Annotated in this window: 13 protein-coding genes; 4 read left to right on the forward strand and 9 right to left on the reverse strand. The window is 38.9% G+C overall.

What is annotated here, in order from left to right:
• Positions 1-817 precede the first annotated feature (817 nt).
• Positions 818-1,456, reverse strand: a complete 639-nt coding sequence (locus tag ACJ9PY_RS14440) for a LysE family translocator (RefSeq protein ID WP_328135072.1) — start codon at positions 1,454-1,456, stop codon at positions 818-820.
• A 243-nt stretch (positions 1,457-1,699) separates the two neighbouring features.
• On the reverse strand, positions 1,700-2,323 hold the full coding sequence (locus tag ACJ9PY_RS14445; protein WP_411738410.1) for an FMN-binding negative transcriptional regulator: 624 nt from the start codon (positions 2,321-2,323) through the stop codon (positions 1,700-1,702).
• Between the two features lie 126 nt (positions 2,324-2,449).
• Between ACJ9PY_RS14445 and ACJ9PY_RS14450 the strand changes: the two genes are divergently transcribed.
• Positions 2,450-3,835 (forward strand): PLP-dependent aminotransferase family protein, encoded by a 1,386-nt coding sequence (locus ACJ9PY_RS14450; RefSeq protein ID WP_400449462.1) that lies wholly within the window; start codon positions 2,450-2,452, stop codon positions 3,833-3,835.
• Between the two features lie 209 nt (positions 3,836-4,044).
• On the opposite strand, the gene ACJ9PY_RS14455 is transcribed toward ACJ9PY_RS14450, so the two are convergent.
• Entirely contained in the window at positions 4,045-4,656 is a 612-nt protein-coding gene (locus ACJ9PY_RS14455) for an FMN-binding negative transcriptional regulator (protein ID WP_411738411.1), read from the reverse strand.
• A gap of 444 nt (positions 4,657-5,100) precedes the next feature.
• Here ACJ9PY_RS14455 and ACJ9PY_RS14460 point away from each other — a divergent pair, with 444 nt between their 5' ends.
• Together ACJ9PY_RS14460 and ACJ9PY_RS14465 are read left to right on the forward strand one after the other, a co-directional pair.
• Positions 5,101-6,018, forward strand: a complete 918-nt coding sequence (locus ACJ9PY_RS14460) for a LysR family transcriptional regulator (protein ID WP_255294622.1) — start codon at positions 5,101-5,103, stop codon at positions 6,016-6,018.
• Between the two features lie 104 nt (positions 6,019-6,122).
• Complete coding sequence (locus tag ACJ9PY_RS14465) at positions 6,123-6,761, forward strand: HD domain-containing protein (RefSeq protein WP_411738412.1); 639 nt, start codon at positions 6,123-6,125, stop codon at positions 6,759-6,761.
• Between the two features lie 1,001 nt (positions 6,762-7,762).
• Here ACJ9PY_RS14465 and ACJ9PY_RS14470 read toward each other — a convergent pair.
• The 3 genes from ACJ9PY_RS14470 to ACJ9PY_RS14480 all read right to left on the reverse strand — a co-directional run bounded on the left by ACJ9PY_RS14470 (position 7,763) and on the right by ACJ9PY_RS14480 (position 10,856).
• On the reverse strand, positions 7,763-9,379 hold the full coding sequence (locus ACJ9PY_RS14470; RefSeq protein ID WP_252266819.1) for an FMN-binding glutamate synthase family protein: 1,617 nt from the start codon (positions 9,377-9,379) through the stop codon (positions 7,763-7,765).
• A 46-nt stretch (positions 9,380-9,425) separates the two neighbouring features.
• A complete protein-coding gene (locus ACJ9PY_RS14475; protein WP_057277389.1) occupies positions 9,426-10,055 on the reverse strand; it encodes an NAD(P)H-binding protein in 630 nt (209 codons plus the stop codon).
• 618 nt (positions 10,056-10,673) lie between these two features.
• On the reverse strand, positions 10,674-10,856 hold the full coding sequence (locus ACJ9PY_RS14480; RefSeq protein WP_034307388.1) for a YolD-like family protein: 183 nt from the start codon (positions 10,854-10,856) through the stop codon (positions 10,674-10,676).
• A gap of 655 nt (positions 10,857-11,511) precedes the next feature.
• Here ACJ9PY_RS14480 and ACJ9PY_RS14485 point away from each other — a divergent pair.
• A complete protein-coding gene (locus tag ACJ9PY_RS14485) occupies positions 11,512-12,900 on the forward strand; it encodes a M28 family peptidase (RefSeq protein ID WP_411738413.1) in 1,389 nt (462 codons plus the stop codon).
• Between the two features lie 491 nt (positions 12,901-13,391).
• Here ACJ9PY_RS14485 and ACJ9PY_RS14490 read toward each other — a convergent pair whose 3' ends face one another.
• The 3 genes from ACJ9PY_RS14490 to ACJ9PY_RS14500 form a co-directional block, all read right to left on the reverse strand.
• A complete protein-coding gene (locus ACJ9PY_RS14490; protein WP_411738414.1) occupies positions 13,392-13,550 on the reverse strand; it encodes a DNA methyltransferase in 159 nt (52 codons plus the stop codon).
• A gap of 688 nt (positions 13,551-14,238) precedes the next feature.
• Positions 14,239-15,702, reverse strand: coding sequence for an NAD-dependent succinate-semialdehyde dehydrogenase (locus ACJ9PY_RS14495; RefSeq protein ID WP_411738416.1), 1,464 nt, complete (start codon positions 15,700-15,702; stop codon positions 14,239-14,241).
• Positions 15,703-15,762: 60 nt separating this feature from the next.
• Positions 15,763-17,058 (reverse strand): MFS transporter, encoded by a 1,296-nt coding sequence (locus tag ACJ9PY_RS14500; RefSeq protein ID WP_191930419.1) that lies wholly within the window; start codon positions 17,056-17,058, stop codon positions 15,763-15,765.
• Between the last annotated feature and the right edge of the window lie 55 nt (positions 17,059-17,113).

Raw genomic sequence — 17,113 nt, forward strand, 5'->3', positions numbered from 1 at the left:
AAGCCTCCTCGGCGCCTTTGCGCCTGCGGGGTCTCCCCTGCACGCGTTTTTCCCGCAGGAGTCTCGCACCTTTCTCTCCAATCAACTTTGGTTTAGCTTTTAGATGGTAGTCTACAAACTGTGGCTCCCATGTCTATATGATTGGATCTACAGTTTTTGCCTTGCCTGTACCATTTGGATGTTGATTTCCGCTCCAGGCACTTGCTTTCAGCGGACGGTCGCGGGGAAGCCTCCTCTGCACCTTTGCGCCTGGGGGTCTCCCCTTGACACGTTTTTCCCGCAGGAGTCTCGCACCTTTCTCTCCAATCAACTTTGGTTTAGCTTTTAGATGGTAGTCTGCAAACTGTGGCTCCCATGTCTATATGATTGGATCTACAGTTTTTGCCTTGCCTGTACCATTTGGATGTTGATTTACGCTCCAGGCACTTGCTTTCAGCGGACGGTCGCGGGGAAAGCCTCCTCTGCACCTTTGCGCCTAGGGGGTCTCCCCTTGACACGTTTTTCCCGCAGGAGTCTCGCACTTCCACTCCAAACCTTTAGATAGAAACCTTTTGCCTAGAGTCTTTATTGATTTTAACCGAATTATTTAAAAAACTTGTGTGATGAGAATGCATTCTAAACATGATTCTATTTAGGGAGATCAACTGGTGCCTGCGATCTAGGTGGTTCGTAAAATTGAGGCTGCCATTGACTTTAAAGCATGCAATTGTATGGGAATAACAACCAAAAATCATCATCAATGATAAACCTAGGCATAAAATATCTTTCCATTTCGTTTTACTTATATCTTAGTAGAATCGATTTTCATCAAATATTCTTATGTTTTGGAGGGGCTAGCAAAGACGGAGAATACCCCTAGAACAATATATAAATAACCAGTTATCCGATTCTGCAACCTAGAATTCAATTCAGTACCCAGAATCCGCTTTCTAATACTTGCTGCAAGTACTGCATACAGACCATCACTAATAAAAGCTAGGATAATAAATATAATTCCTAAAAGTAAAAATTGTATGGTGACTGATACGGCCGAAGGTGATATGAATTGCGGAAAGAAGGCTAAAAAAAAGAGTGCTGTCTTAGGATTCATTACTTCCACGAGCGCAGATTCGTAAAATATCTTTACTAACTTTTTGCTAGGGGCTTTTGGAATTTCTGAAGTCGTTCGATCAGATGTAGAAAATAAAGTCCTGCACCCCAGATAGATAAGATAAGCAGCACCCAAGTATTTAACGATATTAAAGGCTGTTGCTGATGTCATAAGGATCGCTGAAACTCCAATCGCTCCAGCTAAAACGTGAACAGAACCGCCAAGTGATACACCAAGAACTGATACTATGCCCGCTTTCTTCCCTTGGTCAATACTTCTTGCCATAATATACAACACAGCCGGTCCAGGTATTATTAACAATGTAGCAGCAGCAATTACAAATAGCCAAATATTAGAAAACTCCATAATAAGCAACTCCTTATTGTATTTTGGCACAAGATTTATTGGGCTCCTCCTTTATGGTGAAAGTTACACTTTTTTAAGGTTCGTTTTCATCAAGGAGGCGATTTGTTGCTCATTTAGAAAAGGAATATGTTCCAACTGTTTTATAATGAGCTCTTGTCTGTAAGGAATGGTTTTGACTTACCTAAATGATAAACACCATTTTTGCTTTTAGGGGTGCCATAGCAAACCCTAGTAATATGCCAATCATTCAATTGACCCTTTCCTTTGCTCTCGCATCCATTGCGCAACCTGAATTTCCCCTTGTTCATTTGATTTTTCAAGCTCTGTAATAATCGATCTGTAATCGGTGTCATTGCGATTTTGACTCATTTTGGCTGCAGCTTGAATAGATGTGATTTCAATTTCAAAGCCCACTATTCCTTTCATTTCACTCTTAAGCAACTCTGGATCAAACGTTTCCCAGGTCCGGCCATTTTCTCGGTGACCCTCATAATGATTAAGCATAGTATCCAAGGAGGAAATCAGCTCGTCTTCAGGGATTAAACGCGCTGATCCATACGCATGTACAGCTAGATAGTCCCATGTTGGAACCTCTTCGCACTGATACCAACTTGATGAAATGTAAGCGTGCTGCCCTTGAAAAATCAGTAACACATCACTATTATTGTCTAAAGTCTTTTTCTGCATGTTTCCGTATGCAATATGCCCAGTCGCATAGATTTTCCCTTCATCTTCGCGAATTTCCAAAGGAATATGAGTAGCCAAGGGACGATGTTCTTTAACGGTAATCAATAAGGCAAACGGGTTAGACTTCATAATTTGAACTGCTTCTTCATTTTTCATACGATATTGCTTAGGAATGTACACAATAATCTTCCTTTCATCTTATATTTGAATTTTCAAAATAAATATCCGATAAAAAAATATTATTATACAAGTTGACATAAAAAAAGGTACAATATTAAACAAATATACATGTCAGAGGGAATGCAAATGAATAATACCATTTTTACGTTCAATGATAACGCCCCAAAATACAAACAAATCTATGAGAAATTCAAATCATATATTGAACAAGGAGACATTTTGGCAAATGAGCAATTACCCTCCATTCGTCAACTTGCAGATTCATTACATGTAAGCCGCAATACAACTTTACTGGCATATGAACAACTTGTTGCTGAAGGGTATATTCGTGGAGAGGGCAGAAAAGGTTATTTTGCAAACGAGTTAGAACCCCGTATATTTCAGGAACCCTTAATCTCTTATGATAAAAAGCAGACTGGGTCCAAGAGACCTCCGGTAGTTAATTTCAGGGCAGATGCCGTTGATCAAACACATTTCCCACTGAAAATTTGGAGGAGAATGGCTAATCAAGTATTAACATTACAGGATAGCTTTCGATACGGGGAACCATTTGGGGAAGAATGCCTGCGCGAACAAATCTCCACATATTTATTCCAATCACGCGGAGTGAAAACAAATGCAAATGCAATAATTATTGGAAGCAGTACCCAACAAATGCTTGTATACTTGGGACATATACTGAAGGATGAATTCCAGAGTATTATAGTTGAAGACCCTGGTTACGACGGTGCCAGGGAAGCTTTTCAATTCCATCGTTTTATGTTTGAAACTTTGCCGCTTTATGAAACAGGTGCTGAACTTTCAAAATTAGAACAAATGAAATCACGATTAATCTATGTAACCCCTTCCCATCAAAGTCCAATTGGAGTAAGCATGTCTATCCAACAACGGCAAATGATTATTCATTGGGTTAATAAGATGCGTGGATATATTATCGAAGACGATTATGATAGTGAATTTCGCTATACACAAAAACCATTTCCTGCTCTTGCCTCCATTGATTCGGCAAGAGTCATTTATTTAGGGAATTTCTCGAAGTCCTTTCTTCCAGGAATTCGTTTAAGTTATATGGTCTTGCCACAGCCACTTTTAAATCGTTATAAAAATCAGTTTCTTCATTTTGAAGCTACTACCTCCCTGCTTAGCCAGCTTACAATGGCTAAATTTATGGAAGAGGGAGAATGGAGTAGACATATAAAACGTATGCGCCTTGTTTATAAAAGAAAAATGCAGCACTTAGTATCCGCTTTAAAAGAGCAATTCGGTCAAAATATATCCATTATTGGTGAACAATCTGGTTTGTACGTATTAGTCAAAGTACATCTGAAGCATACAGAAGAATGGTTAATTCAACAAGCTTCCTCACATGGAGTTACTGTGTATCCTACGTCCCTCTACTTCATTAAAAATAACACCGACGGACCAATGGTTAAACTAGGTTTCAGTAATCTTTCTTCCAATGAAATCGATGTGGGTGTGAAACTCTTAAAGAAGGCATGGTTCAAAGAATAACTCCAACATTCTACGAATGAATTGTAGCTATTGTATTTGAATGTTTGATGCTGCACCGATAAATAATCTTCATAGGTCCCTTAATTTTTAATTGCGATGAAATTAAATGGCAGCTAGATCAAAAACTAAGCCTAATTTCCATCTGAAATTAGGCTTAATTTTTTAACAAATCTACCACATCAGTTGAACAAGACAATGTCGAATAACTTTTATTTTTGTAGATTCTTCTTCATAAGAGACGCTACTTGTATATTTTCTTGTTGAGAAGTGTTTTCTAGATTCTTAATAATCAATTCTTGCCGTTCCACAGGGTGATTTTGACTTAATTTAGCTTTCGCTTCAATTTTTGTGATTTTTATTTTAAATGCTACAATCCCTTTACTCATTCCTTCGATAAATCTGGAATCCACATCAATTAAATTGTATGGGCTATCTGGACTTTCATATTTTTTTACCATATCATTCAGGGAATCGAAAATGACTTTTTGATCTTCGACAATCTCCATCTTTCCATATAAATGGATAGAGACATAATTCCAAGTAGGAACTGCCATCGTTGTTTCATACCAAGAAGGAGATATATAAGAGTGAGGACCTTGGAAAACCGCAAGAACTTTTTGGTATTCTATATCCTTCCATTGTTCGTTTGGACGGGCAAAATGACCATATAATGCACTTTCACCTTTATTTAATGTGAGTGGAAGATGGGTAGCGTATGGTTCTCCATTGTGTTGAGAAAATAAAGTGGCAAAGCTGTACTTTTCGATAAAATCATAAATTATTTCTTCATCCTTGAGTTCAAAATGTTTAGGTATATACATGATTTAGCTCCTCCTTATAAAGTCTTTTCAATTTTCGACTATCTCAAATTTTAAGTATTATAGGAAATATTCTATTATGTAAACTGACATCTAAAAAGGTACAATTATTATTAATTGTACATGTCAATATTGATTACAATTTTCATATAATGATGACCTTTTATTTTGAGAATATAAACTTTCATTTAGTGAATTAATTACGACTTCAATTTTAATCAGTAATTAGACATGATTTCTGTTTCACCAGGCCCGTTATCCAAATCATAGTGAGGTATTTATGAACGAAAATAACAAATAGCCTAATGGTGTTTTTTAATTTTATCCAGCAATCGGGCCAAATTATGGAATAATCCCTTCAAATAAAGTAACTTAATAACTAGATTATTTTATTGGAAGCATACAGATTTAATTATTTTCATTAGAAAGGATTGAAATAGTATCGAAATAAGACATTTAGAATATTTCTTAATGGTCAGTAAAGAACTGCATTTTACAAAAGCAGCTGAAAAATTAGGAATTTCGCAACCAACTTTAAGCCATCAAATTAAAATGCTTGAACAAGATGTGGGCTATGCACTATTCAACCGTATTGGTAAGAAGATTGAACTTACTAAGGTGGGGGAAATCGTACAACAAGAAGCATTGAATATTCAAAATTCCTTACAAAGTATTTCTTCTCAAATTAGAGCACTTACAAAAGTAGAAATCGGGGAATTGAAAATTGCCGTGTTACCAGGAGAAATAACTGATTTGGTATCCACTTTGTGCATTAAATTCAACCAATTATATCCAAACATAAAAGTGTTTGTTCAAAGTACTGATCAAGTGGAAAAGGCAGTTTTAGAGAATCAAGCAGATTTTGGTATTGGTTTTGAATTCAATCGTGATGATATGTTGATGGTGACGAAGTTGTATGATGAAGAATTTTACCTGATTAGTAATCAAAGTACTGGAGAGCAGAAGGCTTCATTTTCCGATGTTTTAGACAGTCCGCTTATTTTATTTCCAAATATCCATCAATGCAGAAAAATACTTGATAAAACGAGTCATGAGGTTGGCAGGCAGTTAGAACCCATCGTCGAAACGTCTAGCATTGAATCTATCTTGAAGCTCGTTCGAAATGGGGTTGGCCGCAGTTTTGTTTCGCGTACATTATATGAATTTTATGATACAGAGGATTTATTTTTCCAACGTATTGAAAAACCAACTTTGACTAGATCTGTCTATCTCGTGATGAAAAAGAATCGTTTTATCAATTATGCGGCACGTAAGTATATCGAGTTATTATTATGTGAAATCGAAAGGCTGCGTTTTCATACAGAAAAAGATGAGATAGCTTCTTTAAAAAGTTCTATATTATAGTTTTTATCTATTATTATCATAGAAATGAATGGATAGATAAATGATAAATTCCTCTTTACAATGAAAACAAGTTCATAATCAAATTGTAAAGGGGATTTTCAATTATGTTTCAAGAAGTAGCAGGTATTAAAATTCCAGATTCTCAATTGGCTAAAGAAGCAGCAGATCTTTTACGCGAGCATGGGGACGACTTGTTGTGGAATCATTCAAATCGTGTATTTTTATTTGGTGCAGTCAACGGAAAAAAGACGAAGCAGAATCATGATTTAGAGTTGCTATATGTTAGTGCATTATTCCATGATTTAGGTTTAACAAAAAAGTTCAGCAGTCCAGATTTACGTTTTGAAGTAGACGGTGCAAATGCTGCGAGGAGCTTTTTACAGCAGTATCAAATTCCAGATGAGTCGATTCATCTTGTATGGGATGCTATTGCATTACATACGACACCTGGCATTGCAGAACATAAGGAAGCTGAAGTGGCTCTACTCTTTTCGGGTGTTGGTTTAGATGTGATGGGAGATGGCTTTGAACAGTTCCCTGACGACTTGCGTGAAGAAATTATAAAGGCCTTCCCACGTAACAATTTCAAAAAGGACATTATTCCAGCGTTTTATGAGGGCTTTAAGCATAAGCCAGAAACTACTTTTGGCAATATGAAGGAAGATATTATTGAATATTTTAGACCGGAATATAAAAATAAAAATTTCTGTGAATGTATTTTGCATTCACCTTGGACAGAATAGGGTACAAAAATGACAGAAAGTTTGTATAAAAGGTTATATCGGCCAAGGAAGCTACTAAAAAATAAAGGCTGTTTTCACATACTTTGTTGCTATTTACCAAGTAGTGCGGTGTGGTTGATTTCCCCTTCAGATGCTCGCTTTCCGCGGGGCGGGCGGTGCACCCGCAGGAGATTCGCACTTCCGCTCCAATCAACCTTAAATAGTTTCGTTTAAAAACAACAATCTTTACGAAAGGAGCCAAATAAAAAATAAACAACCAATTAGGTTTCTCCCTTGGTTGTTTATTTTTATTCATGACCCCTGTGTTTGAAACAGTAACATTCAACTATATAAACTTTATTCTATTCTGAAATAAAAATCGATTAAATACTTTCCAGCCCACTTTCTGTCCTGCCAAATGGATGACTTCCTGCCAGTCACCTTTCGGAAGCTTGCGGGAAACATCCACATACTTATATTCTTAAAGCCGTAAAGCAACCTCCCCCTACGGTTAAGATTAATCTTGAAATGCCTGATTCGGCTCTCTCCGTTTGCCCCATCCAAATCAACGGGTATAGTTCACGGGGTCATTAACACGCACATATATATTGAAGAAATGCCGCTCCCTCTTCATTCGATACAATATTGCACCAACTTTAAGCGCTTCTACAGGAAACAGCTCTGAAACTGGAAGTCCCCCCGCTAATGAAATGACTTCTGGTCTTTCTGTTACTTTTACTATCTCACGGGTCTCAGAAGATGAAACTAGACGAGCTCATTTTCCATTTGTAAACAATCCTTCCTTGAAACTTCGATATTTTTAACTTTCACCTCTATTTTATTTGAATATTCAGACACAAATCTGTTAAGCTAATCATTACTACTGCCTTCATGATTCGAGACTTGCCCCCTATACATTGCACCAATGCCGGACGCACTTAAATAGCCTTTGCTGCATTGAGCAAAGGCTTACCTTTTTGACGAGTTTCTTCTATAATAGTAAAAATAAAAATCCCGCCAAGCTATTTCTCCACTTTTTCCTTATTTCTTAACTTCTCCACTTTTTCGGGAGTGAGGGTGATGTCCCGGACAGGGGAAACTCTTCCCCATTCATCCTTGTGAACGATGTGTTTTCGTTCAAATTTGGTCGGAGTATCTATACCTGCGGCAGCTGCAAGGTTAAATAGCCCCTCGCGGAGGGAAATCACGTAATTAGCGACTCGGTATTGTTTTTCCTCAATAACCAGACCTTCCTGCAACTTTGAATCAGTTGTGGCTACTCCTGCAGGGCAATGATTTGTATGGCAGATTTCAGCCATGATGCAGCCAACGCTAATCATAAAACCGCGGGCTATATTGACTAAATCTGCCCCCATCGCTAAAGCGACCGCCACTTTATCTGGAGAAGTCAGCTTGCCTGATGCAATCAGCTTGACCCGGTTACGTACACCATATTTTTTTAACATCTCATCTACAAGTGGCAACGCTGACATAATTGGGAGTCCGACTGCATCTGCAAGCTCCTGATAGGTTGCCCCAGTTCCGCCTTCTCCGCCATCCACCGTGATAAAATCCGGCCCTTTACCTGTATCTCTCATGGTTTTCGTCATTTCCTCAAGTGCATCAAGATCCCCCACAACAATTTTGATACCGATAGGCTTTCCGCCTACATCTCTCATTCTTTCCACAAATTCGAACAATTCATTAAAATTCTTGAATTCATAGAACCGGTTAGGGCTATTGATGGTTTGGCCAGGTTCTACCAGGCGGATTTGGGCAATTTCTTCTGTCACCTTTTGTCCTTCAATATGCCCACCTCTGATTTTGGCACCTTGTGCCAGCTTAATTTCAAATGCCTTTACTTGCTCGATTTCACTTTTCTTCTTGAATTCTTCCCAGGAGAACTCCCCACCTGGTGTCCTTACTCCAAACAGTCCCGGACCGATTTGCATCATGATGTCGGGATTTCCGGAGAGATGGTATTTGGAAAGACCACCTTCACCAGTATTCATCCATGTTCCTCCTGCAAGCCCTAATCCTCTCGACAGTGCAGTTATGGCATTCTCACCGAGTGCCCCGTAGCTCATTGCAGACTGTCCTACGAGCCCCTTTAATTTAAAGGGATTCCGGCATGTATCCCCTCCGATTATGACAGCATCCTCGTCTCGTAAAAAGTACGGTTCTATTTGTCTATCTTCCCGCTTCTCCTTTCTGGTCAATAGACCTTCCTCATCTACTTCATATACCTTTGTATTGATTTTTTGGCTATTATCTATTCTCAATTCTTCCCGGAGATTGGGAAACATACTATTTCGAATATAGTATCCAGCCTCATTGAAGTCACGTTCCGATCCAAATCCGATTAAACGCTCCTTATATTTTCCTGCTTTTACAACATCCTCGAATTCCTTTCTTGAGAAAGGGGTGCCTTCATTATTATTTTCAAATAAATACTGCCTAAGTTCAGGTCCTATTTGCTCTGTCATGTATCTAATTCTGCCGATTAGGGGGAAATTCCTCAGGATTGAATGTTGTTTTTGTGTATCATCCTTTCGGTAAAAGTACGCTGCGGCCGCAACTGTCCCTAAAACCGCAGATCCTTTTAAAACTGTAGGAAGGTAATTTTTTAACTTGGACATTTTATCACCCTTTGCTTCTTATTTTTGTGCAAGTTACTCGAGTTATCTATAATCTTTGGAGTGCTTCATCAATCAGAATTTCGCCAGAAGTTACATGGAACGTTTTATTAAATACTTCTTCAGTATCCAGCGCTTTGACCAATACAGAAGCAATATCCTCTTTTGGTATCTCGCCTTTGTCATTCACAATTGATGGTCCAGCTTCAACTTTACCTATTCCCGGCTTATCCACAGGCATACTTGTCCGTATGACCGTATATGTAAGCTTTTCCTGTTTTAATAGCTCTTCTGAGTGGTACTTGACATCATTTGTACTAGAATTCTTGCTCTCCATTTCTTTTGCTCGCATGGTGTTCATCAGAACAAAGCGCTTCACCCCATGTTTCTTAGCAGCCTCAACTGAGTCTATTACTGACTGATGGTCAACCAGTATTGGTTTTCCCTCCCCAGTCCGGGGACTGGCGCTACTCAGGTAGATCACTGCTTCACAGCCCGAAAAAGCACTGGAAAAATCCCTTTTTTCCAAAGAAACTACATCTCGTGCTCCAAGTTTAACCATTTCCTCAACTTTATTTTCTGCTCCTACCAGTGCTACCGGGTTATGGTGCCTGTCTGCCAGCTGTTTTACAACGTGCTCTCCGGTCATGTCCTCTGTTCCTATTACCAGCACTCTCATTTTAATACCTCCCTGCTAGTTTGATACTATCTATTTACCACTTTAAAGTTTAATGAAACAATTAAGCGTCTTCGCCGTATCGTTAATTTTAACGATTCTTTGATAGTTAATTATTAGGGGAATTCCAATTTCTTCAGTGGAAGCAATTAGGCTTTTATTATTACTGAATCTGTAAGAACTAGATTAGTGATTGGAATTAAATAGTAACGAAACCCAACTACTCCGCTCTTGTGAAGTAAATTGCGTTTAATTTAGGTAATTATAGAAAACTTGACATTAAAGACAATTATTTCCTGGGGAAACAAACCCGAAAATTATCTCATATAAATATTAATTTTTTATATAATCACTCCATACATTCCATAGTAAATCGCCCCAGCCTTTCTTACGAACACCATTTTGAGGAATTCCACACGAAGGATACTGCCATCTATAAAGTATATTTATCAATCCGGAAATGAGGTGCCCCATTTTTTTCGAAACTGAAAAATTACTAACTACAGAAATGCTAAACTGACCAGCTTTCCATATATGAAAAAAGAACCTTTAGTAATATACTAAAGATTCGGGATTAATAAATATATTGTAATTTAAATATGTTAATTGAAAGCAATTAAATTAATAGATTTCCATAATACGAGATAAACGAATAGAGAAAATCTTTTGATTTTCATCCTTTAAGGAAAGGGTTTGTTCATTAAGGTTAAGTTTATGCAATTGACCCTTGCATGTTTTTAATACTCCTTCTTTATAATAAATGATGGTCGTTATGCCCTTTTTTTTCAACGATTTTAAGATCACCTGATTATCTCCTTTCTGTCTATTCAATTATTTATTTAAAATTGTATGATAATTGGTGCAAAACTATGAAATCAATTAGGATATATATATTATACAATGAAAATCGTAAGCGTTTTCATTATTGTTGTGAACAATTTGTGAAGGTTTGAACATTAGAATATTTTAGGAAATGGTAAAATCAATAATAAAAAATGAACATTAAGTAAATCGACTTTTTAGACTGAAAATTACTTAACGTATAATATCCCCGTTTTGCCGGCGGACTCCCTTATCGACAAAACGGGCTGATTTCTTACATGATTTATCCGAAGTCATTCCAAGATCGTTCATAGATTTTCTAGTCCAGAAAGAATTGGATTCCCTATCTTTTTTAAATTGTCATTTGGACTAAACGGTATTGCTTTTCAAAAGTTAGGTTAAAATGAGGTTGATAGATTTGAATGTTTGATCATTTTTTTACAATACAATATATTGATGGCTTCAATACATGATGCGATTCTTCATTAAGAAGGATCGCTTTTTCTTTGCGGCATAATCTTAAGGGAGAGCGGGTGTCAGAAACCGATTGATATTCGGAATTTAAAGACTAATGGCTCATTTACAAACTATTCAGTTAAATACATAATTAGGAAGATTATGAATAAGGAGGGATTATATGTATAGAAAATCACTAACAGTACTATTAGCTGCGGGTATGGTTCTATCAACCGGTACAGTATTTGCACAAACTAGCGGAGCAATAAATGCCCAGTCTGACACAGCTTTTGATAACAAAGTTATCAAAAAAATTAGTGCGGACAATATGTATAATACGATTGCCTATCTATCAGAGCAACCGAGAGCTGCTGGTACAGAAGGGGAGCTCCGTGCAGTCAAATACATAGAAAGTCAGTTTAAGAGTCTTGGTTTCGAAACAAAGGTTCAGCCTTTTCCCATCTATGATACGGTGCAAAATGTAAAAGTGAAAATTGGTGACAGTGATTTAGGAGGAACACCGCGTGCCCTTAGCGGCAGTATCAGCGGAAAGGTAACGGCCGAACTTGTTAATGTTGGAAAAGCAAAGCCAGAGGAAGTTGGAGAAAATGTATCTGGGAAAATTGCACTAGTTGAACGTGGGGACATTACCTTTGTTGAAAAGGTTCAGAATGTCCTAAATAAAGGAGCGGTTGGCGTTTTAATGTACAACAACTCACCATCAGGAAATAATTTCGGACAAGTATCAGCCGGGCAAAATATACCTGCTGTAGCCATTACCCAAGCCCAAGGGTTAGAGTTGGTCGAACAGCTTAAAACTAAACAAATCACGTCCACTCTGGAAGTGGGAAAAGCTGAAAGAATCGAAAAGACATCCTACAATGTCATCGCTTCCCTAAAACCAAAAGCCAATAAGGATAATGGTCAAATCGTGACTGTTGGAGCCCATCATGATTCTGTCCCGGGCGGCCCTGGTGCAAACGATGATGCTTCTGGTGTATCAGCTGTGCTGGAACTGGCAAGGATCCTGGCCAAAACCCCAATTGACACTGAAATTCGCTTCCTCACGTTCGGATCTGAGGAAAGAGGGCTCGTTGGATCATCCTTCTATGCTGATTCCCTTCCCAAAGAGGATGTAGACCGCATGGTGGCTCACTTCCAAATGGATATGATAGGCGGACGTGATGCTGGCGAGGATAATCCTGCAGGTGGTTTGATTATGTATACCATTGATGGAATGAAAAACCTTGTGACGGACCTGGGTTCCTCAGCAGGGGCCAGAACGATGGATGTTGCGATTCCTTATGGACAGCTGGGCAGGAGTGACCACCAACCATTCCATGAGCTTGGCATTCCATCCGCCTTGTTTATCCATTCCCCTGTAGAGCCTTGGTATCACCAGCCTACAGATACACTGGATAAGATATCGAAAGAAAAATTGCAGCAAGCAGCTGAAATTGTCGGTGCCAGTGTGTATCAAATTGCCCGTCCGGAAACTCCGGCATTAACAAATGCACATGTAGCTCCTGGTACGGTAGACTATGATTTTGATGACCGTCCGGTAGATTAAATACTTCATTGTACAGAATTACGAGATTAATAATGGATCTTGGAGAAAATCAGGAGGGCATCTGTGTAGTTTACAGATGCTCTCTTCTTTTTATCGGCCAGCGCCTTGTGCTTAATTTTTTCACCATTACTAAGCTCTAAGTCTAGTGAAAATCCTTTATGAAATATGTAATAAAACATACATGCTTATCCAACTCCAATACCATTCCCACTGTAAATACTCAATATTATCAGTGTACCTCTCCAATACTACTTCACAGAAATAATTTCAACAATCAATAAATAGAAATCCAAAAACAGCTCAAACTTTAAAGGGTGGGCTGTTTTTTGAAATTTTAGGTTACAAATTAAATTCATAACGCTTTCTAAGTCGCAGTAACATAGCCATGTTCTAACTATGTATGAACCAAAGATAAAAATGAGAAATACAAACATAATATAAGATGGATACCCCGATGTCTTCAGGAGGTATAAAGCAACAACCTATTTAGCTTACGGTATCAATATGCAAAGCTTTCTAAACTTTTTTAATAAGGTATTATCTAATTCGAAACCAATGAAGTTCGGATTTAGATTTTTAGCTGCTTGTCCTGTTGACCCTGAACCCATAAAACAATCTAATACTGTTTCATTTATTAGAATGAGTTGCAATTATTTGTTCGAGAACATAACTGGCTTTTGACAAGGGGGAAATCTCACTTTTTCACTATGAATATTCCATAGATTTCACAGAATAAAATGTCAAAGCACTTCAACAAGAAGAAGCAACAGATTGTATATCTGTAGCTTCTTCTTGTATGATTTCGCCTATTGCTATTAATGGTTAATTCTTCATTATTTTAAATTCTTTTTTGTCTTTTGCAGTACTTCTCATTCTAATGCATCAGCTTAAATTTCATTTGATGAACAGTATAATTTACCATGTATTTTCTTAATCGTTACTCTTCCTTGCTTGCTGCCATATTCATGCTTGCTTCGACATTCTCCTGGCTGATGGTGAGAAATAAAAGAATCTATATATGGTATATGGATTATTCATTAAACCCAAGTGTTTCTGGGAGAAATAAAATCGATTTCTATTTCTTTCCTAGCTACACTATAGAGTCTTTTTTTCAAGAGCACAGAATTTGGTATTTTAAGTATATAAACATCCTCAATTGTAATTTCTTCTAGAAAATCATCTTTATTGATTAACAAATAATTCAGCAACCTGGCCTTAGGTTCTGTACTGAGGTTTGTTAATCAACGGGGAGCGTGTGTTTGAATTTAGACTTTTTATGAGGTAAATAAGGAAAGGCTTAAGGATTCGACTTCACCTTAAGCCTTTTCTTGCCCTATTTTAAAAACCCATCGATATATATTTTTCTTCTAAATATTCTTCAAGGCCTTGATGGCCGCCTTCCCTCCCCATGCCGCTTTCTTTCATGCCGCCAAATGGGGCTTGTGCAACGGTGGGAATGGCGTCGTTGTAGCCGATGATGCCGAACTCCAGAGCTTCGGATACCCTGACTCCCCTGCTTATATTCTGTGTGTAAAAATAAGCGGCCAGCCCGTACTCTGTATTGTTGGCAAGTTCGATCACCTCTTCTTCTGTATCAAACGGGATGATTGGTGCGACTGGTCCAAATGTTTCCTGGTATGTGATGAGCATATCCTTGTTCACTCCACCCAGTACGGTCGGTTCATAGAATAATCCATCAGCCAATTCCCCTTCAACTCTTTGTCCGCCACAAAGAAGTCTGGCACCTTTTTCCAAGGCATCTTGTACATGTTCCTCTACCTTTTCCAGGCCATCACTGCTGACAAGCGGCCCGACTTCAACGGTTGGATCGATGCTATTTCCGACTTTTAGAGCTTTTACTTTTTCAACAAAAAGTAAAGAGAATTCATCGATGACAGAACGGTGGACATAAATTCGATTTGCGCATACGCACGTTTGTCCGGTGTTCCTGAATTTGCTTGCAACGGCACCAGCTGCTGCAGCTTCCAAATCAGCATCCTCAAAAACGATGAAGGGCGCGTGTCCTCCAAGCTCTAGGGAAAGTCTCTTGAGCTGCGGGGCTGACTTGGTAACCAGCAATTTGCCTACTTCAGTAGATCCGGTAAAAGATATTTTCCTTACTACCGGGTTTTCAAAAATTTCATCCGAGATAGGTCCGGCACTCCCTGTCACGATACTGACCACTCCGGCAGGCACTCCCGCCATTTCTACCAATTTACCAAACGCTAACGCACTAATAGGAGATTGTTTTGCAGGTTTGACAATGACTGTACATCCAGCGGCCATGGCAGGTCCTACTTTCCGCGTCATCATGGCCAACGGGAAGTTCCAAGGGGTAATGGAAGCAACCACTCCAATCGGCTGGCGAATCACCGATAGCCTTTTATTTACGGCAGAAGCAGGGATCGTTTCCCCATAAATCCGGCGGCCCTCTTCAGCAAACCATTCCAAGTAGCTTGCAGCAAAATCCACTTCACCCCGGGCTTCCGTAAAGGGCTTGCCCATTTCCATACTCATGATTTCTGCTAATTCATCTTTATATTCATGCATAAGGTCATGCAATTTCTTTAGATATTTACTGCGTTCCTGTGCTGTCAGTTTTGACCAGGTTTTAAACGCTTCCTCAGCAGCTGTTATTGCCGCATTCGTTTCTTGGCGTCCTCCATTTGGAATCCTTGCCACCACTTTCCCTGTTGATGGATTTGTTACTGGTAAAGTTTCTCCGTTATGTACTGCAGTCCATTCACCGTTTACATACATTTTCAGTTCAGTTAAATTTACCAATCCACTAGTTTTCAGCATAAATATATGTCTCCTTTTTTCGTTGGATTTGCAAAGCCCTTCATTATATACACAAAAAGATTAAAGTCCTGAAACTTTAGTTCCCCCGTCAATGTCCGTGTTAATTGAAATCCTTTCATTTTTAAGAACGAATGTATACCCCACAGCAGCAATTAGGCAAATGACTACAGGTATGATCAGGGCTATATTGAAATTATTGAACTTCGCTATTAAGATCCCTGTTGCTACTGGGGCAATCCAGCCAGCGAGGTTCCCCACGAAGTTTTGCAGCCCTGCAAGCTTTCCTTCCGCACCCTTTGGAGCAACATCAGAAACAGTGGCCCAGAGAATACCCGCAGCCAATCCTTCACCGCCGATTGCTATTGAGATATACGTAAGTGCCATTATGGCACTGTCTGTATAGATAGTCGGTATTATGGCTAATGGAAAAAGCATGCCGATGGCTAAAACAGTTTTTCTTGCTTTGATGGAATTCCAGCCTCTTTTAATTAAGAAATCCGACAACACCCCTCCTAAAATATTTCCCAGAAAGGACATGATCCAAGGTAGCATCGTAAAAAAACCGGCTTTTAAAAGAGTCATTTCCCTTTCGACTACAAGATAAGTGGGAAGCCAAGTCATCATTAAATACGTAAGATAGTTATGGGCGAACAAGCCGTATAACATAGGGTAAACACTTCTGAATTTAAAGAATTTAAATGGTGAGAAGTTTAGTGTCTTCGCTTTTTCGGTTTGAGTTTGCTCCTCTTTGATATAGGCTACTTCGGCCTCGTTTGCAATCTTACTTTGCTCTGGATGGTTTTTGAAAAAGAATAACCAGAATGCCAGCCATACAAAACCGATGGATCCAATTACCACAAAGGATGCTTGCCATCCCCAAGTCTGGATGATCCATGCTAAAATGGGTGTTGTTATGCCAATTCCGATAGCTGTACCAGAATTAAATATCCCGTTTGCAATGCCCCTTTCGTGTGACGGCAGCCAGTCTGAAATAACGCGCGTATTGGTTGGAAACGCTGGAGCCTCTCCGATTCCCATTAAAACGCGGATACCGATCAGTCCTCCAAGCGAACGCCCCATTCCAGTAAACACCGTACAGAGCGACCACCAAACGATGGCAATCGAATACGTTAAGCGTGCCCCCAATTTATCAACGATTACCCCGACCGGGATCTGCATTAGGGCATACGACCAAAAGAACGCTGACCCCAATATCCCGAATTCTACTGCCGAAAGCGAAAGATCCTTCATCATCGAGGGTCCTGCAATACCAAGAATTGCCCTATCCATATAATTGATTGTTGTTGCGACGAAAAGGAGTACCACTACAAGCCATCTTCCATTGGTCTTTTTCATACGTCACCTCATTAGATAATTATATTCAGGTAGAAAAAATGCTGCGGGAAATCCA

Origin of the sequence: Peribacillus sp. S4 (genome assembly GCF_046715815.1) — a bacterium.
GTDB classification, from domain to species: domain Bacteria; phylum Bacillota; class Bacilli; order Bacillales; family DSM-1321; genus Peribacillus; species Peribacillus frigoritolerans.

Coding starts and splice junctions, on each gene's coding strand:
- ACJ9PY_RS14440 (WP_328135072.1), bottom strand. CDS start 1,456: ATGGAGTTTTCTAATATTTGGCTATTTGTAATTGCTGCTGCTACATTG.
- ACJ9PY_RS14470 (WP_252266819.1), bottom strand. CDS start 9,379: ATGTCCAAGTTAAAAAATTACCTTCCTACAGTTTTAAAAGGATCTGCG.
- ACJ9PY_RS14455 (WP_411738411.1), bottom strand. CDS start 4,656: ATGTATATACCTAAACATTTTGAACTCAAGGATGAAGAAATAATTTAT.
- ACJ9PY_RS14495 (WP_411738416.1), bottom strand. CDS start 15,702: ATGCTGAAAACTAGTGGATTGGTAAATTTAACTGAACTGAAAATGTAT.
- ACJ9PY_RS14465 (WP_411738412.1), top strand. CDS start 6,123: ATGTTTCAAGAAGTAGCAGGTATTAAAATTCCAGATTCTCAATTGGCT.
- ACJ9PY_RS14485 (WP_411738413.1), top strand. CDS start 11,512: ATGTATAGAAAATCACTAACAGTACTATTAGCTGCGGGTATGGTTCTA.
- ACJ9PY_RS14450 (WP_400449462.1), top strand. CDS start 2,450: ATGAATAATACCATTTTTACGTTCAATGATAACGCCCCAAAATACAAA.
- ACJ9PY_RS14475 (WP_057277389.1), bottom strand. CDS start 10,055: ATGAGAGTGCTGGTAATAGGAACAGAGGACATGACCGGAGAGCACGTT.
- ACJ9PY_RS14500 (WP_191930419.1), bottom strand. CDS start 17,058: ATGAAAAAGACCAATGGAAGATGGCTTGTAGTGGTACTCCTTTTCGTC.